Genomic DNA, 21,943 nt, shown 5'->3' with positions numbered 1-21,943 from the left:
TTGCCGTTTTGGTCATACCCTATGCAAAAAAGCATTTATCGACACCATTTTTTGGAACATCGGGCCGCCAAAAATGTAAAAGAACGTGGCATAAAGATAACCCTATTCCTGTTGTTGACGAACAGAGTGAACAGGGTTTTTGATAGCAAAAACATAGCTTGCTAAATGTGTTCATGGGATGGGTTCCCATTTCTGATTGCGGTGGTTCGACCGATTTTTACTATCATTGCAACCCATTTGTTTACAGCATATTATACCATAAAAATTTCACGCGTCGAGTTAGTCCCCGTTATACCTATCGGGGACTTTGTCGGTCTTTCAGACCCCTCATTATGGCCTCGGCCACCTTTGTAATGGGCAGTACGGCCAGCACTTTCTTCAAGAAGTTCCCGAACATGTCCAACCGCCATTTGGGCAATTGGGTCAGGTACACCACCAGCACCAGCGACCATATCAAGATGTATAAAACGTTGTTATCCATAAGCGATGTTTTAAAGATTCGCCCCCTTAAGCGATAAAACTTTTCAATCGGGCGGGTTTAAGCTATGTCTTTTAGTTCCACTTTAAAAGGACATTGCCTAGTAACACCCCTGCACACCCATGTTTATTGGGATTTCGCTAATCAACAAAGAGTTCTTGGATTCAGTTGTAACATGAAGGTTTTATTTCAAAAACATAAAAGTATTGTTTAAGGCACCTACATTACCAATGCCAGATTCCTTTCTATTTTTTTATGGCTACTTTGCCTTTATTAATTTTAAAACCAGAGTCATGGCAAAAAAAATTCACAACAATTTCAACGCTTTTGAACAAGATTTTAAGCGTGATACGGGACTTGATAAAAAAACCAATATTGAGGCTTACATCAACTATGTAAATGCACGCCTTAATGATCAAAACATGCAATTGAACCACTTCATTTATGGCGAGCTTATCAATTTACCGAAGGCAATCGCCCACTATATACACATGAAGTGATCTAACGCCCCCTCGACAGGCTCGGGGTTGTTGCATTTTAAAGACCGACAGGGCTCCGCCCGCCATCCACTTCCCCTGTCGTTCTTTAAAACGTTATCGAGCTTCTGGACGTTTTTAAAGTTGATGGACTGCAAGGGGTCGAGCGGTGGCGTCCGTCAGCTTTAAAAATGGTAGCCAAGCGGCGATTGAGCGTCATGCGAGAACGGGGTGTTTGTCATGACACGCACACATCTTGATATTGGTATTATTTCGGGTTTTGGAAGTGGAGGGAGCGGCTATTTTACATAGCGTTATTATGCGCCATTTTTGGAGGCATAATGCAACGTTATGTAAACATAGCTTGGGCGGTGTGGTGGCAAGTGGAAGGCCCTTAGTTTATCGGATGGAAGTTCTCCACGATGTCGTGCAGGTTTTCCAAGTCGTCCTGGACATATTTTTCTGTGCTGCTAATGTATCGGTGCCCCGCCATGTACTGGACCTTTCTAAGGCTGTGGTTCTTTAGCCAGTTGATGATGATGCTTGTCCGCAGTGAGGAACATCCCTTTACTTTTTGGTTGTTCCCTTTCATGGCCTTCAATATCCTACTGGTTATGCTGTGCATCTGGTCAATGCTGCCAAAGAACAGTTTCTCCGGATTGCCTCCCCTGTCCCTTTCCGATAGATAGGGACGGGCCTCCTGCATGTACTGCAACAGCTCCATCATTTGGCAGGGCTGTAGGTTCAAGGTACGTGCATTGCTCCTTCGGGTACTGGGAACATCCACTTTGCCCTTTTTCAACTGTAAGTGCTCTTCCTGCATATGGTGCAGTTCCATGACAGTGACACCTTGGAAGACCATTAGCCCGACCACGGTTTTGTCCCTCAATTTGCTTGCCCTAAAAAAAGTATCATGGTGCTCCGTTCCATAACTGTAGTACAGGTCTTCCAGTTCCTCTTCGTCCAATACATCACCGATGGCCTTGGTACGGGTTCCCCTTATGGACATATCGGTGGCGGGGTTCTCCATGGCCCTGTTTTCCTCTATCAGATGATCGTGGTAGAGTTTTACCGCCCGCAGCTCGTTGTTGATGGATTGCCTTTCGTAGCCCTTTTCCGTTTGTAGGTATTTGGTGTACTGCAACATTTGCGGATAGGTCATCCCGTTTTCTTTGATGCCCTGCTTTTTTAGCCAGTCCCCTAAACGTCCGATTCGTAACAGATGTACCCTGATGGTGCTTTCACTGTATCGGTTCTGCAATAAATATTCTCTAAAGTCCATATCATCTTAATTATCTCTTGGCATTGCCAAGTGGGTATATACTTGGGTGGATTCCAATGAGGTATGCCCTAGGAAGCGGCTGACCGTTTCGATGGCCACCCCGTTCTCCAATAAATGGGTGGCAATACTGTGCCTCATTTTATGGGGCGTGATACGCCGCTCCATCAGTTCGGGGTTCCCCGTGGCCCTTATGATGGCACGCAACCGTAGCTTAAAGCTCTGCCCTCCCATCCGTCCGCCCTGTTGGTTAACAAAGAGGGCATCCGTTTCGTTGGCCTTGTAGAAGACCGGGCGACCGTCATAGATATATTCCTCGAGGATTTCCATGTTGTGGTCGTTGAGCGGTACATGGCGTTCCTTTCCGTTCTTCGTCCATCGTGCCAGTATACGATTGCGTCCAAAGAGCACATCGCCAAGGTTCAAGTGCACGGCTTCATTTCTTCTAAGCCCACAACTGTACAGCACCACCAACATGGCCCTGTCACGCAGGCATACGTGGGGCATCACATAGCTGTGTTCGGCAGCGGCGAACATTTCCTTTATCTCTTCTTGGCTCACGATGTCGGTCGCATCCAGTTTGTCCGTCTTTTCGGAACGCAGGTGGATGGACAGCGGTCTGGCATTGTGTCTTTTCAGGTATTCGTTAAAACGTTTCAGGGCACTGATATGGTTGTTCAGGCTATGATTGCCCAGTGCCCCGCCATAGCTTTGGTTGGGACGTTGGCGCAGATAGACATAGTATTCGGTGATGTCCTGTTGCATTACCGTGTTCAGGTCGGTATGTCCGTTCTGTTCCAACCAGTGGAAGAACTCCCGTAGGTAAAGGGGCGAGTATTTTGTACAGCTCTTGCTATATCCGAGGATGCCCAGCCATTCCTTGAAGGAGAGCAGCAATGCTTTATAGGTACGATTGTGCAACGGTAATTTTTGCATGGGTATGTGTTTTTGGAGTTTTAGTGGAACAGATGGTTCAACTGGCTCTATTTCTGTGTTTTACCTGTTCCATTTTGGCAGTGGAACGCCTTGGAACGGTGGAACGGGCAGGGTCGCCGTTGACGGTTATCTTATCAAGGCAGGTCTTTAGGGCTTGGGATATGGTTTCCTCCAATGCCCTGTATTCGTCGGGGTCGGCCACTTCGTAGCTCACAAGGCCCTCCCCCTTCTTTTTTACTTTCTTGATATAACCGTTCTCCAACAGTTGTTGATGGTAACGCCATTGGGTCGTTTTCTTCACTTTCAGTTTCCGTCGCATTTCAAGGGCGGTGAAGCGGTCACCTTGTTTTTTGAGTTCCTCCAAGTAGTTCCTACAGGCCCCTGTGATGATGTCGGATTTTCGCAGCAGCACATCCATGATAAGTTCGTTGGCCTCCCTGATGTCCTCAATCGTAGTCTCAATATACATTTCCCCTGTTTGGGAATCGACCTTCGATTCCCGTTGGCATTGCTTGTAAAAGGTAATCGCCTCTATAAATTGTAAGTAGTGGCTGTTCGTCCGTCGTGGCTTGAACACCGATCCCGGTAGTTCCAAAAATTCCGCATAGGGGTTTATCACTTTGATGGGCCTCAATACCCGTTGCACGTTGCACAACAGTTCGGCAGCCTCTAGTTGTCCCTGTTCATCGATTTTGCCCGCACTTGCCAACCGCTGGTAGTCCATGATACGCTTGTCCTGCTCGGCGGATTCGTCAATGTACAAAAGGAAGCTTCGGTTGCTGTTGTCCTCGTAAACGGACTCTTGGGTGGTACAGCCCGCAACGCTCACCGGACCTTCTACCGTTAGGTGTATGGTCTTGGTGGTTCCTTTGGCATCCTTGTGGACGACCGTTTTCGTGATGCGCTTTTTGGATTGGAGTTCCCTGAGCGGATAGAGTACGGATTCCGCCCCGTCCAAGTCCTCGATGAGTATCAACTTATGTTGCAGTTCCGTTCTGTTGAAGTAATAAAAGGCATTGGCACTTAAAACGGTAATCTCCACTTTGTCCTCCTGTGGTATGAGTTCGGCCACCTTGGATTGTAGGTGGGTCTTTCCCGCCCCGCTGCTCCCTAGGCTGATGCAGTGCAACGGGTTGTTGGTCTTTCTGCTCGTGAATATCAGGTACATCAGCAATCGGTTGGTATGCTCCCCGATGACACCCGATTTTCCGATGAGTTCATTGGTGAGTTGTAACAGGTTCTTTTTCTTTAGGAAGGTTTCAGCCTCTTTGGTTTCCCTTGCGTTCAACTCCTTGGAGGGTGAGGCGACTTGCTGTTGCTCCAACAACAGGAAGCGGTGGTTTTCCAGTTCCTTGGTCAGTTCCTGCAAGGTGCGCCTTACGATGGTCGTACCAATCTCCAACCTTTCGGCCACCTTCCTCACCAACCTTTCGGTCTGGTTGTCGTTGTACAGGTCTATCGAGTGGCGCAGGATGTTGTGGGACTTTGGCTTCTGAACGCTTAGCGTCACTCGTAAGGTTTCGAGTTTGGTGGCCTTCATGCCCCCGAGGATATGGATTTCTAGGTGCTCTGTGGTGTATTCGTAATTGTTCGGGTCGGTGGTGTTCAGCATCGCAAAAATATTTTGATAGTACTTTTCAGTATCAAAAGTAACTAATCAATTCTAAATTGACAACACTTATACTATTTGATAAATACTTTTAGGTTCTGTACATTTGTTGAACACTAGGTTTATCCGTAACAAACAGTACTTATGAGTTTTGGCAAACGCCTATCGGAAGTAAGGAAGTCCAAGGGACTGTCGCAGGAAGAAGTCGCCAAGCACCTTGGCACCAAGGCACCCGTCATCGGCCGTTATGAACGTGATGAGATGAAGCCTTCGATAGAGACTGCCACTAAATTAGCAGACCTTTTAGAAGTCTCCCTCGATTATTTGGTGGGCAAGACCGATGTGGAACTGGACACCAAGACCTTGCAGCGCATCCTTGAAGTGCAGGAACTTCCACAAGAGGTTAGGGAGAAACTCTTCTACTTTATCGACATGTCCATTCGTGATTTTAAGGCAAAAAAAGCGTATGCTTAATCCATACAATGAGTTCAGATTTAAAAAACAAAAAACTAATAACTTATCGTGGTATATTGAGTTTTGAGATTCCAAAAAATTGGATTGAAGAATACGACGATAACGATGGTGGAACTTTCTACAAAAACTCCCCAAAGTCCGGCACATTAAGAGTAAAAATCATTTCAATTAAAGTTCCTGAGAGTTCCAATATCGTAAATACCGCTGATGTATTAAACGATTTGACCCTTAACAAAGGGTCAAAAACCATGGTGCTACCCAATAAAAACGCCTACAAAATGTTCTATGAAGAGGCAACGGATGATGGGTTAGATATAACCATCTATTATTGGTCTTTAGTCCAGTCTATCCAATTCAATAAAACCAGATTGGTCAACTTCTCCTATACCGTGCTTTCCGAAGAATTGGATTCGGAATGCGTAAGACAAGAGATAGATTTTATCACCTATCAAGTGGAAAATGCAATATTCGAACCGCTTTAGGCACTTATGTCATGAGTTTCTTCCAAGCGTGCGTCTTCCGTTAAACGGGTTCCCTCTTTTGCCATGATTAAGGCATCGGCACCAATGTAAAAACTCTCCACTTTTTTATTGTTAGCCTTTAAAAACTCATTAAGCTTTTTAAAGAAAAGATTAGTGAACGAAGTGTTGTTTTTAGTAGTTATTTTGCTCGCAATTATTGCATTCTCTGTTTTGTTATAACCTCCCAGACTGATAATCAAACTATCTGCATTCTTCATCTGGTCGATAGCATATTTGATGCCCCCCTTTTTTTGAGGAACTTCTCGAACATGTAACTCATCGTTTTGTTTTAAAATCAAATATTTCTCGTTAAAGTTCCAGTCTTTGTGATCCACAATCCCTAACTCTAATTTATCCGTTAAGGAATTTTTAGTTTTTGGGTGTTCATCTAATAAACCTGCCCTGATATATTTTATTTCAAAAGAAGACTCAATGAAATCTAATAGTTTCATCAAGCCTTCTTTTGTTTCCAACAAAAATATTTCCTTTCCCATTATTGGCTTTTCGGTATAATCAATAAGTGATCATATGGTCTTTGAGCTCTTATTCTTTCGGCATTCTCAGCCTCACGCTTTGTCATAGCTCCGCTTACTTTTGTATCTACGGTGTTAACTCTCAATGTTCGCCCATCCTTTGTTGCTGTAATATCAGGATAAGAACCTCCTGTGCTTCCGCCATCTAAAGGCTTTAGATATTCCTCCTTCGTTCTTCCCCCACCACCTGTAATTTCATATCCTCTTGATTCAAGTTCGTCAGCTATTGCACTATTTTGGGCTCTCGTCGTGGCATTCCCTAATCGACCCCTCATTTTTTTTGTGCTGGCATTTACAACATCATCAGCAGTGTTTTTGACCACGTCATCAGCAGCCCCACTTCCTTTAGGTCCCGGCTGGAACAAGAGTATAGCGTTCATTATCACTTGACCTTCGGCCCTGTCATCTCCGTCTATTGCCTTTGATATGGTCTCGCCCCCGGCTAAATTATAAACTACATCGCCAAAATAGTTCCCCGTCTTGTTCTTGGTCGGAGTGTTGGCCGTAAAAGTGTTGTCCAAATGGGTGTTGGTGTTCCCTCCCCGTGGTTGACCCAAAAGACCGTGCCAAACATTGTCCATGAACCATTCCGCCAACTCTAATCCCTCCAGTTCAACCCCCATGCCAAGCTTGTTCTCTTGGAAGGCATAGGTGGAGTTGTACATATAGTCCTCCGCCAATGGATCCACCTGCCAGAACCTGCCAATGGCCGGGTCTCCGATACGGTATCTCCATTCATGGGTGTTCAGCCCAAGGTCATCGGTGAACTCCTGTCCCTGATAGGTCTTCAAATTGTTTTCCACACCATACGAGGCCGAGTTGTACCCCTTGTGCTCCAATCCAAAGGGGTAGTAGTTCTGCTCCCTCCGTATCTCGGAAGCACCATCAATGGAACCGTTGCCATTGTCATCGGCATAGGTGACACGGGTATTGCCCCAGATGTCAACGTAACGGTACACATAGTCATAGCCGCCCTGTCCATCGGGTTCGATGTAGCCCCCGGGATGGGTTATCTGTTTCAGGTTACCGTTCTCATAAACGTAATTACCAACATAATCAGTGGTGGTACCGTTGCTGTTGACCTTTCTGAGCTTTACACCGGTGGCATCGTAAACATAGTCAAGCACTCCCGCATTGCCGCCACTACTCACCGTGATCTTGACTGGCATGTTCAGGTGGTTGTACTCGATACCGCCTGCTGCTATCCCCCGATTCAGGTCGGAAGTCATGTTGCCGTTGGCGTCATACCAATAGTCCTGGTCATCGTTACCACTGTCCTTAAAGCCATAAGCATCGTTCCCGTCATCACGTACTTTGTAGAGTCTATTACTGGCCTCACTGTTGAAATAGTCATAGTCCAGCACGTCCATGTCCCAATAATTACTGCTATTCTGCCATCCATGACGTTTTAATGTCCTTATGTTCCCATTCTTGTCATAGGTCACATAAGACAGGTTGTAACTATTGTTCCAGTTCTGGGCATTTTCAATCCTGTTCAACGCATCATAACCATATTTATACCATTTCAGTGCATTGTCGGTGTTGGCCGTGCGCCACTCCGTCTCGCTGATATTTCCGTTGTACAGGGCCGTTCCGCCATGGGACACCGTGTTGTAGTTGATCCCGAAGGCAAAAAGGTCGCTGCCCAGGTTGGCTGGGTCGTTGATGGATTTTAGCCAGCCCCTCACATTGTAGGCATAGTCCACCGTCTGCAGGGGGTTGCCCAGCGTGTTGCCCACCTGTTTGGTCTCCAGTTGCCCCAGGGCATCGTACTGGTTGTGGACCAACAGTTCCGTATGCCCGCCCAGGGTCTGCTCCTGTTGTACCAGACGCCCAACATGGTCGTAACCATAGGTGTCCACCGTTAGGATGTCCACATAACCGGTACGCTGGTGCGTGGCCTTGGTCTGTTTTGCCCTTCCCGTAAAGTCGAGCTCGGTCTCCACGATGTCGGTGGTATTGAGGTAGCCGTTCTGGGAGGTGGTATATATGGCCCTGCCCTTGGGGTCGTAGACCATCAGGGTCGTAATCCATTGGGGGTGGTCCAGCACCCGCACCTTTGCCACGGTGGGAAGCCCCGTGACATCTGTGGCCTGGTCCTGCCCCAATACCTGGCCGACGGGCCTTGATAGGCCGTCCCTGGTGGCATTGTAGCCATCGTAGTAATTGACCGTGTGCAGTTCCGTCACCGACCCCAGTGCGGGGTAGCCACCGGTGCCATAATAAAGGGGAATGCCGTCCACGGTAGTGCCCGTTCCGGATTGGTCGGCCCATAGCACGGAGGCATTGTTGGCCGCTGTCTGCTCCGCCTGTCTGCTGCCACCGGTGGCCATCCCGGTGAACGCCACACGGCCATGGGCATCGTACCGGGTGAACAGCCATTTGCCCTGGCCCTCCAATAGGGCGTCTCGCGTCATGATGGGTTGGTCCAGCTTGTTGTACACGATATGTTCCTGGCCCTTGCCCGGGATCTTTTTCTCCACCAAGCGGTTCCTATGGTCGTAAACGTACTGGTAACCGAGTTCGTCCAACTGCCCCTCGAGGGTCATCAGTGTGGCTGAACTGGCGTCCATCTTCGGGGGAAGCACATAGGTCAGGTTCCCATAATCGTCATAGACATAATAGGTGTCGTGGGGCACTTCCTGCTCCACGGTTCCATTGTTGTCCGTATCCATGTTTGCATAGGTGCGTTTGAGCACCACCCTGCCCTGCTTGTCCGTGAACTCCTCCACCGTGTGCAGTTTTGTGGACGTACCATCGTGGTTCTCGTCACGGGTCACTGTTTTGTAGAGCTCTCCGACCAAATAATAACCCGATCCGCCTCCAAGAGTAAGTGTGGGGCCATAGATGCCATTGCCAAAGACCGTACTGACTTGGAAAAGGCGTACTTCATTGGCTGCATTGGCCTGATATCCAAATTCGATGCTGTTGTCATCACCCGGTCCAGAAATGGCCCAATCGTTCCCCGGTGCGGCCTGCTTCAAAACCCTGTTCAAGGGCGAAGGTTCGTACTGCTTCTCCGAGTAGGGGTTCGATGTATTGTCGTATTTGGATACATCATAGAAATCTTCCGTGGCCACCAAGGCATTGGTCCGATAACTGCCTACCGTGCCACCGGGTTCGCTGTAAGGTAGATACTCTTTTGCCGGTCTGCCAAAGGCATCGTACCCAATATGGGTCACCATGTCTGCATATCCCTCATTTCCGAACATCTGTTCCAAGGGTACTTCATTACCATCAACAATTTCCAAAATAGGTTGATAAAAATACTGCCTCACGTTGACATCCGTGGCATAATAGAGATAACTCCTGAATCTGGATGTGGTGGTGGTTGAACCCCATTTATATTCCGTACCATCGATTACCTTGTTTCCTTGCAGGTCATAGACCCCGCTCACGCCAGAATCCCCTCCTGAATGTCCATAGGGGTGCACTATACCCACTAGGAGATACCATTTGTCCAATTGGGGAAGGTCCCCAGCCCAAAAATAAGGGTTGCTGTTGGCACCTCCGCCCAAATTGTCCACGTTTTGTGTGCCATGGTACGTTGTACCATCATTGGATTGATCACGGCGTACCCACACCATATAGCGGTAGGTCTTCGTTTTATCCACATTGATATAATCCGTGTTCCAACCTCCATCTGCATCCGAGGCAGGATCATTGCCACAGGCCCATATAAGCGTTTTTTCGCCAAATGGGTTTGGCCCATATAAGCGCTCATTTTCAATTACTCCACCATTCCTGTTAAAAAATCCTGTACCATCTGTTCCCTCTGTCCAATCCATGACCCATCCCGAAGGTGTATTGGGACTTATGATATTGGATAGACCCGTAGAGCCTTTAATGGAAATTTGCTGTTTGGACCTCCCTAGACCGTCAAAGTAGGTAATACTTTCCAATACGTCCTTATTGGACTTAATAGCTGATGATGAGGACATTTCAGTCTGAAAAGTCCGTGTAAATATATAATTCTCATCACTGAAGCCCGGTGACTGGTAATCACACCCATTGATTGCACCAGGCACTTCGGGACATTCATCCAAGGTATTGTCCGTAAAACCCAAAGGCTTGAAACTTGCATATATGGTAGGTGTGGACTCCCCAAATCCATCTCCATCCTTGTCACTATAAAACGTTTGTGGTGCAAGATTGGTAATCATGGTCGAAGAGTCGTCATAATCGGAGTTATTGGACACATATCCAGTCGGTTGATTACAATCAGCTATAGATGAGGAAGGATTTCCCAATCCATCACCGTCCGTATCCGCATACCAAATAGGGACCGCATTGATCACAGCTTGGATCTGCACTCTTGTAGGGGCCATACAGGTAGTTCCCGTGTGGTAACTCTCCGCATAGTAGGAAGTCGTGCTGCTAAGAGTTGGTGTTATAAAACTGGGGCCCGTATGCAATAGGGTACCGCCACTGGACGCACTGTACCATCGGATGGTATTCCCCCCACTGCCCACAGTGGCCGTCAGGGTCACCGTTCCCGGACCACAACGTTCTACATTACTGCCTCCGGCGGTTGCCGGAATCGGGTTGATCACTGCCTGGATCTGTCTTCGGGTAGTGGCCTTACAGGTTGTCCCTGTATGGTAGCTCTCCGCATAGTATGAGGTCGTACTACTGATACTGGGCGTTGTGTAACTGGTGCCCGTATGCAACAGGGTACCACCACTTGCCGCACTGTACCATCGGATGTTATTGCCCCCACTGCCCACCGTGGCCGTCAGGGTCACCGTTCCCGGACCACAACGAGGGACATTGCTTCCCCCAGCTTCAACCGGGACGGTATTGACCACTGCTTGGATCTGTTTCCTGCTGGAGGCACTGCAGCCCGTGGACGAGTTATAGCTCTGTGCATAATACGAAGTTGTACTGCTGATGCTGGGCGTGGTGTAACTGGTGCCCGTATGCAGCAAGGTTCCACCACTGGCAGCACTATACCATCGTATGGCGTTGCCCCCACTGCCCACTGAAGCCGTCAGGGTCACCGTTCCCGGACCACAACGTTCTACATTGCTGCCTCCGGCCGTTGCCGGGACGGTATTGACCACTGCCTGAATCTGTTTCCTGCTGGAAGCACTACAGCCCGTGGACGAGTTATAACTCTGTGCATAGTACGAGGTCGTACTACTGATGCTGGGCGTGGTGTAACTGGTACCCGTATGCAACAGGGTACCGCCGCTCGCCGCACTGTACCAGCGGATGGTGTTGCCCCCACTGCCCACCGTGGCCGTCAATGTGACCGTACCGGGACCGCAACGGGCAACGTTGTTGCCACCGGCCGTTGCCGGAATCGGGTTGATCACCGCCTGGATCAGTTTTCGGGTGGTGGCTTTGCAGTAGGTCAATGTATTGTAGCTCTCTGCATAGTATGAGGTGGTGCTGCTTAGGCTCGGCGTTGTAAAACTGGTGCCAGAATGCAACAGGGTACCGCCACTGGCCGCACTGTACCAGCGGATGGTGTTGCCCCCACTGCCCACAGTGGCCGTCAAAGTCACCGTTCCTGGGCCGCAACGTCCCACATTGCTGCCCCCGGCCGTTGCAGGAACAACCACTCCTTCGTCTATCTGTCCATCACAATCATTGTCCTTCCCATCACATCTTTCCGGTGCACCATAATATATAGTATTGTCATAATCATTACAGTCCAGTGCATTTGCCACATAGCCTGCTGGCTTTGTGGGATTGGTGATGGTCGTGTTGGGATCTCCATAACCGTCATTGTCCCTATCACGGTTCCATATAGGGTCATTGGGATCGCCACCTCCTGGGGGTATGTCCATTAATACGGCTCCCGGGTCATCGTTCCCATCTCCTCCATTGTCCTTTTCCTGTGCAAACGCACACAAGGAAACCACAGCCAAAATCAAGGTTGTAAAAAATCTTTTCATGTTGAATATTTTTAAAGCGTTGGTGTGGATTGGAATCAATCCTTGTAATGATAGATGTGCTCCATGAGCAGTTTTTCGTTATTGTCCCTACTATTTTCCAGGCGATTGAAATTGTCGTATCCATAATAGGTTGTCACTCCTTTTGTATCGGTGATACTGGTAACGCCTATTAAGGGGTCGTAGGTAAAGGTGGTGATCAATGCGTTTGAAAGTGCGGGATCGTTTCTAAGATCTTCCAATTTGGCACGTAACGTATCTTCCGCTGCCTCCGAAGAATCATTGTTGGAGGCAGTTACAGCAGGATCGATCCTTGTGGCCTGGATTGCAGATGCCTGGGACGAATCAAAGTTTTCAATTTTTGCAATCGGGTACTGCCCTTGGTACCCCCAAACATAATAGATATGTGGGCCACCGGCCTTGGAGATGTCCATCGGATTGCCATAGCCATCGTACTGGTGGTACACAATTCTATTCTCCTCTGCATTGTCTATGGATTCTTCCCCTTTTAACGTTTTTACATTCGATGGAAGATATAAACTGCCAAAATTTGAGAATTCTGTTGTTTGGGTGGACAGAGGATCGTTGTCCTTGAAGTTTTCCGATTTTAGGATTTCAGCAATCCTATACTCATTGAAAAGGGTTCCGGAAGTAGGATACGTATTTTTAGTTTTAAGGGTCTCCCCTCTACTGTTCCTTTTAATGATTTCAGTGGGATGTCCAGCCAAATTTCCCCCATAGACATAGGATTCGGTTGTTGTCACTTCCAATCCGTTCAAGTGGTCCGTGGAAATGATGGAGTCTATAGAATTCCATTGGGAATACAGTTTGTATCTTTCCACATCCACTCCCAGTGAGTATGTTGTTTCTCCTGGCAATGAACCGAAATTTAAAAACCTTCGTCTACCAGCAAAGGCATCTATAAATGTGCCTGTTTCCTTATACACATATCTTTTTTCACTCTTGACTTGAGCCGCCCCATTTTCCATACTGAAATGAATTTCCTTGTTCAACCTCCCATTGTGGAGTTCGGCATAATTGGATAGTCCTGAATTGGGAATGGTATTGCCCCACACCACAGTATTCAAAGGAGGTATGATGCTCTCAAAATGCTTCTCCGTACCTCCATTCTCAAAATTCTCCCCATAACTTTTGGTGACCTTTGCATATGCAAATCGTTGGGGCATCACTTGATAATAGTGATTCAAACTAGTGGATTTGATGGCATAAAGAGGAACTATACAATAAGGGCTAGGTGCAGAGGCTCCCAAATCCTCAATAAACTCAAACTCCGAAACCAAAAGAAGGGTAGAACTGTTCAAGTCTTCTTTTGCCGCATAATAATACCTTACAATTTCCTCATCAGAATTTAATGCCGCCTTGCTTTTGATCCTCTTGATCCTGAGCCCGGATTTGTTGATGGGAGACTCTTGGGTAACTTCCCCAGATTTGTATGAGAAGTCCAATTCCACTTGTACATCGTCCATAATGACAGGTTGCAAAGAAATGATCACTTCGTATACAGTGTTTGCTTCTACATAGACCAATGGCAATGAAGTCGAATTCTGGTCTATATTTTCAGACAACAATACAGCACTTGTAACTTTATCTCTAATAGTAATAATTGCCCTATCATGAATATAGTCATCCCCTTCCAATATGGTCAAGTCTACATTTATATTCAGTGGCTGCTCATATAAGGAGTTGAATTCCTGCACAAAATAATCCACTTGGTTAAGATTATTGACATCCATCACAAATGTGGAGGTGAGCGTGCTTGTCGTGGTCTCCAGGTTCAATATGGGTTCATATTCCAACTCGGTATAGCCTTTGGTAGGATAGGTAACCTTTGTCATGGAACCCTTTTTGGCATAATTGAAATCCGCCGAACGATCTCCCCTTGCGTAACCGTTCAGTGAGTATAAATCCAGTTGATCCCCAGTGTTTATGGGAATATAGCCCATATTCAATTTACCATTGTAATAGCCCAACAGGTCTTGCGAAAATGACAATCGTGGGGGGAGTCCGGTCGGATCATCATATTCAAACGAATGTACCCTGCCATTTAACTCATTTCCATTATTGTCCGTCTCTTTTACATGGATTAGGAAATGCCTAAAAAAATGGTTGGGGTAGTTTAACCAAGCATGGTTTGCCGCACCATAATAACTTTCTGTGCTTTCTACATTATCATAATACAGGTTATATCGTTTGACCAAATCATTCCCATTTTTTTGGTCGATGGAATTCAAGATGTACTCACCTGGCAAATCCGATCGTTGCTTGGCAGCATTAAAAACAATTTTTGCCCCATTTCTATTTGACGAAATCTCAGAAATCTTTCTTGTGTTTTGTTGGCTTACATAACAAGTTGTAATACTCTCCAACCCTGAAGGGCAACTATTTTTCACCCTTATGGTCTGATCAAAGCCCGTAGTGTAGACGTAACTAGCTGTGTAAGCATACGTGAAATAAATTTCATCCCCGAAATGGTTGTCCATCTTGGTCAAATACCAAGAAGTTTGCGTAAAATTGGATATACCGCCAGGGCCAGAGCCCACCATTGCATCGCTTTTTGCATTTTCCCCTGTTCCATCAAAATAATACCTCTTCCCATCTGTGGTTTTTACAATAAATCCAAGGCCGTCGACTTCTACTTTGATCTCATGTTCGTTTTTTATTAGGATTGCATTGGAATTCTGATCGATGTAAAAAGAACCTGAGATACCTCCAATAGAAAACGAATAAATGTCAGGTTCATAATCTATTGTATCATCCAAAAGATCACGAATAAAATAAGTAAACCCAGAAGCGTCACTTCTCAGATTTTCCACAGTGGTCAAATCTGTGAAAACCCTAGTGTACGCCAGTTCATCCGCAACCCCTTTTACCTGCCTAGTGATCACCCCTCCGGCATGTAGGTTCCAACCCATCCCGACCCAAGTGGCCACCTGATCGACCTTTACACCATCAGAGGTGTATCCGAGACTTACCGGGACCGACAACCTACCGGCGTTGTATTCAAACAACGGAATATTGATATTGACCATGCCCGTTGATTCATTCACAGGAATTTCCCCATATTTTGTCAATTCATATGCCGTAGGGGATGGTGGGGTCAGTTGTGGCAACTCCTGAGCGTCCGTCCCATTCGTACCCGTAAACAAACACAACATTAAAAATGCTGCGCATTTGCTAGTAATGGATGTAGAATTGAAAAAATGGGTAATATGGCAGAATAGTGAAGCTGCCTTTTTCGAAGAAAATAGACTACACATAGTTTAGTAGGTTAAGGTTTACTTTGTAATCGAATATTTGGGAATTATCCAATCACTTCACAATTATATGTTAATAAATTTAATGTGTTTAACATTTTGTTGCGTTTTCGATAAACTGCATTAACGACACCCTTTTCTCTTAATTTACCCTACCTATATACTAAACTGGATTTTTTTTTGTTATTTCAATGACCCAATCTTAATGACCTACTTATGGCAAAACCTCTATTTTCCAAAAGAGTAAAAGCCTTGAACCTTCAGGAAACCCTGATAGTTCTCGCCATTATTGGCATCTTGTTGCTGTTGGCCCTGCCCAATCTCATGCCGCTTATTTCCAAGGCAAAGAGCATCGAGGCCCAGACCCAACTCAAGGCCCTCTACAATTCACAGACCACGTATCGATATATGTACAGCAAGTACACCATGGATATGAACGAACTGGATTTCGCCCCACCCGAGACGGACAAGGAAAATGGTACCGCCAACTACCGATACGAGATACTATCGGCCACCAACGCATCCTTTAAGGCTAGGGCCGAGGCCATCACGGATTTTGATGGTGACGGGGTGTTCAATGTCTGGGAAATCGATGAGAACGGCAACCCCAAACAACTGATCAAGGATTGATGTTGGCCCTACAGACATTGACGTTTGCCGGATGTGGCATCATGGCCTTTCAGGATTTTAAGGACCGGGAGGTCACTTGGGTGCTTTTTCCGATTTTGGGTCTGCTGATGGCTTTGCTCCATCTATTTCATGTAGAAATGACCCTGTTTTTTGTTTCTGTTCTTGGAAACGTTGTTGTGGTCAGCGGTATACTCCTGATCCTTTGGGCCGTTACCAAATATATTTTCAAGAAGGTTTTTTTGAACGTCAGCTTTGGGTTGGGTGATGTACTTTTTTTCTATGCCCTTGCTCTTGGTTTTCCAACGATTACATTCATTTACCTGCTTGTAGGCTCCATCTGCTTTTCATTTGTTGCCTTTTTCCTTCTGAACAGGTTCATTAAAATGAAGACCGTTCCCTTGGCCGGTTTGATGGGCATCTTTCTGATGGCCGTGACCTTGTTGACCTTGTTTCCGAACACTCCCTCCCTATATGTAATCTAATGCTACAGAAGACCTTTAAGATACCGCCCCATTTGCAACAGTGCATCTCTGCCGACCAGGCCTTCCATTACCGAATCGTACCCGTCGCCAAAAATGATGCAGGACTTGTCCTGAAGACAGATAACAACGCCCTGAAAGAACTGCTGGCAGAACTGGACATTGTACTAAATTCCAAGGTGGTGCTGGAGCATTGTTCGAGTGAGGATTTGCAACAGTATCTGACCACCAACTACAGACAGGGCAAAGGACAAGAAATTTCAAAGTTTGGCTACACAAATGATTTTCTGGAGCGCATACTGCTCGAGGCCAAGGCCATAGGGAGCAGTGACATCCATTTTGAACCCTATGAGAACCAATGCCGGGTCCGCTTGCGATTGGATGGCAAACTTTTGGAATACTACAACATCCCTCTTCAGGATTATCCGACCATGGTCAACAAGATCAAGATACGGGCGCATCTGGACATTTCTGAAAAAAGATTGCCCCAGGACGGTCGCATCACCGTAAACTCCAATGGAAGGGAATTCGACATCAGGGTATCCTCCCTCCCCACATTGCATGGGGAGAAACTGGTACTCCGGATCCTGAGCAGGGACACGGGTTCCATCGAACTTGGGGAACTGGGGTTGACGGATCTGGAACTGAACAGGTACAGGGAAGGTATCCGAAAGCCGAATGGTATCGTATTGATATCAGGACCCACAGGTTCCGGGAAGACCACTACCCTATATGCTACCTTAAAACAATTGAACGATGGGGCGACGAACATCCTCACCATCGAAGACCCCATAGAATATACCCTGGAAGGGGTGAACCAAGTCCAATTGAAAGAAAACATCGGCCTTGATTTCGCCAGTGCCCTGCGCACCTTTTTGCGACAGGACCCGGACATCATCATGGTGGGTGAGATCCGCGATGTAAAGACGGCCAATATGGCCATAAGGGCAGCCTTGACCGGTCACTTGGTCCTTTCCACCATCCACACCAACTCTGCATGGGCCACAGTTTCCCGATTGGTGGACATGGGTGTTCCCGCATTCCTGATTGCCAGTACCCTGAACATGAGTGTGGCCCAACGTTTGGTCCGGAAACTTTGCAACTCCTGCAAACGGAAGGAACCGATCGACCCCAACGCCTTTCCATCCGGTTTTGCCATCCCAAAAAACTTGGAGTACCACCATGTGGCCGTGGGGTGCAATGATTGTCACCATACAGGATACAGCGGCCGGAAGGCCATCTATGAAATCCTGCCCATTTCGAAGGAACTGGCACCATCCATCAAAAACAACGAACTACAAATAGATAGCTATCTAGAGGAAAATGGTATACCCACTTTACAACGGAATGCCCTGGACCTGGTCCTGCAAGGGGTGACCTCTATCGAGGAAGTATATGCCCTGTTAAGCCACTGATCTATGAGAAAAACCATTACCATACTATTGTTGTTGGTCGTCCATCTGGCCATCTCCCAATACCAGGGGGACAGGATACAGCGCATCCAAAACCAACTGGAGCTTTTGGCCGTGGACAATCCATCCTATACTGAGACCTTGAAATTGGAGGTCAATGTTGCCAATGTGACCCTGCCCAATTTTCTGATTGCGGTCTCCAAAGTGCACAACCTGAATTTGAGTGTGTCCAACGATATTGCCAACATCAGCATCGTCAATAATTTCTCCAACGTGACCATTTCCGAGCTCCTTATCTTTCTGTGCAAGGAATATGACCTTACCATCGATTTTACGGGAAGCATCCTATCCATCAAACGGTATGTGCCACCACAGCCTGAAGTTGTAGAGAATTCTTTTCAGGTCCAACTGAATCCATCACTGCAGACCATCAGTATGGATGTGAATGATATTTCCTTGGATCGTGTCTTCCGAAGGATTATGGAAGTGTCCAGCAAAAACCTGCTGTATGCCAATGACCTCAAAAGTAGACCTATCAATATTTACCTTAACAATGTTCCCTTTGATACCGCCATGGAAAAATTGGCCGGACTGAACGGACTTGCCCATTCCAAGTCCAGGGACGGTTTTTATCTGTTCAGTGCCCAAGAAGGGAACACGGGCGGTTTCAATGCAAAGCGTTATGGGAGGGGAACAAACTATGAGGTCTTGGATACCATCAACAAGATCCTGAACGTCGATTTCAATGATTCCCCCATTGCCGATATCGTTGGTTCTTTGGCCCGCGACCTCAAGTTGGATGTATATACGGCCACTCCTTTGGAACAGGCCGGAAAGGTCACCTTCAATGCCAAGAACATCTATTTTGACGACCTGCTTTCCCACATCTTTGAAAGCCAACAAACGGGAACGCTACCACTGCAGAACAACTTACCACAAAATGGCCCCACACGTGCACGGAACCTTCCCGATTCACCGAGCTTGAACGTCCCTTCCCAAGCCCACTTTACATTTAAGAAGGAAAACAACATTTATTTTTTTGGTACTGCCGACCAACTCAGTCTACGTAAAGTGGAAATTGTGCAAATGATGCACCGCTCCGTGGAACTCTTGGGCGACCCTACCTCCTACTCCAAAGGATATCGTTCTGCGGGAAGGACCAACACGGGAAGCATCAACTATTATGGCAATGGACAGGGTTCGAACTTTCAGGACGGACTTCAAAACTTCAATGGGCAAAGGTCCATCAACACAAGAAATGATGGTTTTGGTGATTATAAGGACACAGCAGAGGCTTTGGTGGGCATCTTGCCCGATGAGATCAAGGCCGATCTGGACATCAAAGTGGATTTTGAACTCAACAGTTTTTTTGTCAGTGGGCCTTCGGCCAATATAGAACGTTTCAAAAGTTTTATTGCTGAAATTGATAAACCAGTTCCCGTTGTGCTTATCGAGGTCATGATCATTGAGGTAAAAAAATCCTCTATTGTCGAAACCGGGATCAGTTGGGGCATTGGGGAAGAGCCCGTGGAGACCCAAGGTAAACTGTTTCCCGATGCGGAACTCACTTTGGGAGCCAAGACCGTGAACAAGGTCATTGGCGGTTTTGATGGTTTTGGTTCCTTCAATATGGGCAAGGTAGTCCCCGAGTTCTTTGCCACAATAAAGGCCTTGGAGGAAAATGGCAACATCAAGATACGGTCCACCCCAAAGCTATCGACCCTGAACGGACACCGGGCACACCTATCGATTGGCGAAACCACTTATTATGTGGTCACCAACCAGAACTTTTTTGGGTCCCAGATTCCCACGACTTCAGAGATACGTAACTATGCGCCCATAGATGCCGAATTGGGTGTGAGCATCAAGCCCTTGGTATCCGGCGATGGGCAGGTGACCCTGAACATCAATGTCATCCAATCCGATTTCAGTGGGGAGCGTATCGAGGAGGATGCACCACCCGGGCTCACCTCACGGGAGTTCAGTTCCATCATCCGCATGCAGAACCAAGATCTCGCCATTTTGGGCGGACTTGAGGAAAAGATCAAAAATGATTCGGGGAGCGGAGTGCCTTTATTGGCTAGGATCCCTGTCATTAAGTGGCTTTTCAGCAAACGTAAACGTGAGGATACCAAACAAAAGTTGACCATTCTCATCAAACCCACCGTCATCTATTGAAGTTGAAAGAAAGGCTACAACATATCATCGATGGCAATACCTATCAGGGACTGGAAGTCTTTACGATCGGGGATGCTGTGCACTGGTCTTTCCTGAAACTGAAACGGAGCAAAGGAGAATTGACCCTTTTGCACGAATCCACATCGACATCATTGGACACCCTTTTGCCAGAGGTTGACAAAAAAAATCCTTTGGTTTTGGTCATCAATACCTCAAAAGTCCTCAAAAAACAGATTGCCAAAGAGGCACAAGGAACACCTGAACAATGGATGGGACAGGCTTTTCCCAACTTGGATATGGACAGCTTCCATTTTGAGATCATGGAATCTCCCAGTATAAGGTTGGTATCCATCTGCAAGACATCGGAGGTGAATGGCATGCTGGAAAACCTGAAAGGCCATGGTATCCTTTCTGCAAAAGTGTGCTTGGGTGTTTCCCCTCTAAAAAATAGTTTACCCTATCTGGACTTTCCCATACAAGGTTCCAACTTTATGATTGGGAAACATAGCACTGGCTCACTGCACCTGGAAAACACAGATGCCTTGGGACAAGGTAAAATGGATATCCATGGGCTGACGCTATCCGTACCCAATCTGCTGCCCTTTTCCGCCATTCTTGGCCATATTGCACAAGATAGGGGCATATCCAATCTCGCCAGTACAAATTTGACCCTAGCCAGCGGTTTCAAAAACAGACGCTTCTTCCACTTGGGACTACAGGTGGGTCTGGGGACCATCTTGGTCATCCTACTTTTAAACTTTGTACTGTTTTCCCATTATCGGAGCAAAACGCAGGACATGGATTCGTCCTCTAGTATTGAAATACAGACCGAGATGCTCAAGGAGGTCAGGGACAGGGTCAACAAAAAGGAAACCAAACTCAACACCATGTTGGGCTCTTCCCATTCCAAAACCTCCTATTATCTGGACAGGGTAGCGCAAAGTCTGCCCAACAGCATATTACTGGACGAATTGGTGTACCAGCCCCTTTCAAAACCGGTACAGGAAGGGAAACCTATAGAAGTGACCAAACATAGTTTGGTCCTATCCGGTGAAACTTCGGACAAGGAAGCATTTACCCAATGGACGGACACTTTGGAGAAAATGGAGTGGATCGCACATGTGGACATCCTTGGCTATGAATATGCCTCCTCTTCTTCCGACACGTTTTCCCTAAAAATTGAACTTCATGGGACTGGACAGTAGGAACAAATTGCTTCTGGGCGGATTTATTGTCCTGTTGGTACTGAGCTACCAGTTGGCCATCAAAAAAACGTTGGTGCTCAGGGAGGCATATGTGGCCGGACTTGAACAGGCGGAGCAAGCCACGGACATTCCCAGGGAACTGGCGAGCCTAACCAAAAAGGAAACCTATCTGGACGAACAGTTCCAACAGCTGAACTTGGGCAGTTCCTCGGTCCAGAACGACCTCTTGAAATTCCTGAACAGCCATACGGGGGACCATGGGGTCAAGATCATGGACTTTGGTGCCCCACATCTGACACAAGATGGCAACACTGCCTATAAAAGCTACATCTTTACCCTAGAAGGAAATTTTAAAGGGATACTGCATGTGGCCCATGCCCTTGAAAACCAAGGTAATTTTGGGGCCATTTCCCATATGGCCTTCACAAAGGAAAAGGATCATCGTACCAAAAAGACATCCCTAAGGGCCACTATCCATTTGGAACAGGCTTATTGATGCCTTTGCAGAGTGTAACCCTACCCAAAAATAGGGTAACTTAAAATTGGATTTTGTTTATA

The 21,943-nt window shown here is 46.8% G+C and carries 16 protein-coding genes; 9 read left to right on the top strand and 7 right to left on the bottom strand.

The annotated features are described in order from the left end of the window. Positions 1-295: 295 nt before the first annotated feature. Positions 296-481, bottom strand: a complete 186-nt coding sequence (locus tag D2V93_RS07020) for a hypothetical protein (protein ID WP_119618198.1) — start codon at positions 479-481, stop codon at positions 296-298. A gap of 290 nt (positions 482-771) precedes the next feature. Here D2V93_RS07020 and D2V93_RS07015 point away from each other — a divergent pair, with 290 nt between their 5' ends. Then, positions 772-978, top strand: a complete 207-nt coding sequence (locus tag D2V93_RS07015) for a hypothetical protein (RefSeq protein ID WP_147377343.1) — start codon at positions 772-774, stop codon at positions 976-978. A gap of 370 nt (positions 979-1,348) precedes the next feature. On the opposite strand, the gene D2V93_RS07010 is transcribed toward D2V93_RS07015, so the two are convergent. From D2V93_RS07010 to D2V93_RS07000, 3 genes are read right to left on the bottom strand one after another with little or no spacing between them, the layout of a single operon-like run. Beyond that, complete coding sequence (locus D2V93_RS07010; RefSeq protein WP_119618200.1) at positions 1,349-2,236, bottom strand: tyrosine-type recombinase/integrase; 888 nt, start codon at positions 2,234-2,236, stop codon at positions 1,349-1,351. 6 nt (positions 2,237-2,242) lie between these two features. After that, positions 2,243-3,169 carry a tyrosine-type recombinase/integrase gene (locus tag D2V93_RS07005; RefSeq protein ID WP_119618201.1) on the bottom strand — a complete coding sequence of 309 codons (927 nt, stop codon included), beginning with the start codon at positions 3,167-3,169 and terminating at the stop codon, positions 2,243-2,245. A gap of 37 nt (positions 3,170-3,206) precedes the next feature. Continuing rightward, positions 3,207-4,781: a hypothetical protein gene (locus tag D2V93_RS07000; protein ID WP_119618202.1), complete on the bottom strand. Its 1,575-nt coding sequence runs from the start codon at positions 4,779-4,781 to the stop codon at positions 3,207-3,209. 141 nt (positions 4,782-4,922) lie between these two features. On the opposite strand from D2V93_RS07000, the gene D2V93_RS06995 reads away from it, so the two are divergent. Then, on the top strand, positions 4,923-5,252 hold the full coding sequence (locus D2V93_RS06995) for a helix-turn-helix domain-containing protein (protein WP_119618203.1): 330 nt from the start codon (positions 4,923-4,925) through the stop codon (positions 5,250-5,252). Positions 5,253-5,260: 8 nt separating this feature from the next. Next, positions 5,261-5,734, top strand: coding sequence for a hypothetical protein (locus D2V93_RS06990; RefSeq protein ID WP_119618204.1), 474 nt, complete (start codon positions 5,261-5,263; stop codon positions 5,732-5,734). Here D2V93_RS06990 and D2V93_RS06985 read toward each other — a convergent pair. From D2V93_RS06985 to D2V93_RS06975, 3 genes are read right to left on the bottom strand one after another with little or no spacing between them, the layout of a single operon-like run. Continuing rightward, positions 5,731-6,267: a hypothetical protein gene (locus D2V93_RS06985; protein WP_119618205.1), complete on the bottom strand. Its 537-nt coding sequence runs from the start codon at positions 6,265-6,267 to the stop codon at positions 5,731-5,733. The two genes, D2V93_RS06990 and D2V93_RS06985, sit on opposite strands and share 4 nt — an antisense overlap. Further along, positions 6,267-12,209 carry an Ig-like domain-containing protein gene (locus D2V93_RS06980; RefSeq protein ID WP_147377377.1) on the bottom strand — a complete coding sequence of 1,981 codons (5,943 nt, stop codon included), beginning with the start codon at positions 12,207-12,209 and terminating at the stop codon, positions 6,267-6,269. Before D2V93_RS06980 ends, D2V93_RS06985 begins: the two co-directional genes overlap by 1 nt. 35 nt (positions 12,210-12,244) lie before the next feature. Next, positions 12,245-15,382 carry a hypothetical protein gene (locus tag D2V93_RS06975; protein WP_119618932.1) on the bottom strand — a complete coding sequence of 1,046 codons (3,138 nt, stop codon included), beginning with the start codon at positions 15,380-15,382 and terminating at the stop codon, positions 12,245-12,247. 315 nt (positions 15,383-15,697) lie between these two features. On the opposite strand from D2V93_RS06975, the gene D2V93_RS06970 reads away from it, so the two are divergent. The 6 genes from D2V93_RS06970 to D2V93_RS06945 are packed head-to-tail and all read left to right on the top strand — an operon-like array spanning position 15,698 to position 21,881. Then, entirely contained in the window at positions 15,698-16,111 is a 414-nt protein-coding gene (locus D2V93_RS06970) for a general secretion pathway protein GspG (protein ID WP_119618931.1), read from the top strand. Next, on the top strand, positions 16,111-16,593 hold the full coding sequence (locus D2V93_RS06965; RefSeq protein WP_119618930.1) for a hypothetical protein: 483 nt from the start codon (positions 16,111-16,113) through the stop codon (positions 16,591-16,593). The genes D2V93_RS06970 and D2V93_RS06965 overlap by 1 nt, the downstream gene beginning before the upstream one ends. Beyond that, positions 16,593-18,005: a GspE/PulE family protein gene (locus D2V93_RS06960; RefSeq protein WP_119618929.1), complete on the top strand. Its 1,413-nt coding sequence runs from the start codon at positions 16,593-16,595 to the stop codon at positions 18,003-18,005. The genes D2V93_RS06965 and D2V93_RS06960 overlap by 1 nt, the downstream gene beginning before the upstream one ends. Before the next feature lie 3 nt (positions 18,006-18,008). Continuing rightward, positions 18,009-20,180: a type II secretion system protein GspD gene (locus tag D2V93_RS06955; protein ID WP_119618928.1), complete on the top strand. Its 2,172-nt coding sequence runs from the start codon at positions 18,009-18,011 to the stop codon at positions 20,178-20,180. Further along, positions 20,177-21,385, top strand: coding sequence for a hypothetical protein (locus D2V93_RS06950; protein WP_147377376.1), 1,209 nt, complete (start codon positions 20,177-20,179; stop codon positions 21,383-21,385). Before D2V93_RS06955 ends, D2V93_RS06950 begins: the two co-directional genes overlap by 4 nt. Next, positions 21,369-21,881 carry a hypothetical protein gene (locus D2V93_RS06945; protein WP_119618926.1) on the top strand — a complete coding sequence of 171 codons (513 nt, stop codon included), beginning with the start codon at positions 21,369-21,371 and terminating at the stop codon, positions 21,879-21,881. The genes D2V93_RS06950 and D2V93_RS06945 overlap by 17 nt, the downstream gene beginning before the upstream one ends. Positions 21,882-21,943: the final 62 nt, after the last annotated feature.

It is taken from the genome of Flagellimonas taeanensis, from assembly GCF_003584105.1.
Classification (GTDB): domain Bacteria; phylum Bacteroidota; class Bacteroidia; order Flavobacteriales; family Flavobacteriaceae; genus Flagellimonas; species Flagellimonas taeanensis.
The sequence above is the reverse complement of the archived record's forward strand: the minus strand, read 5'-3'. Positions and strand labels throughout refer to the sequence as shown.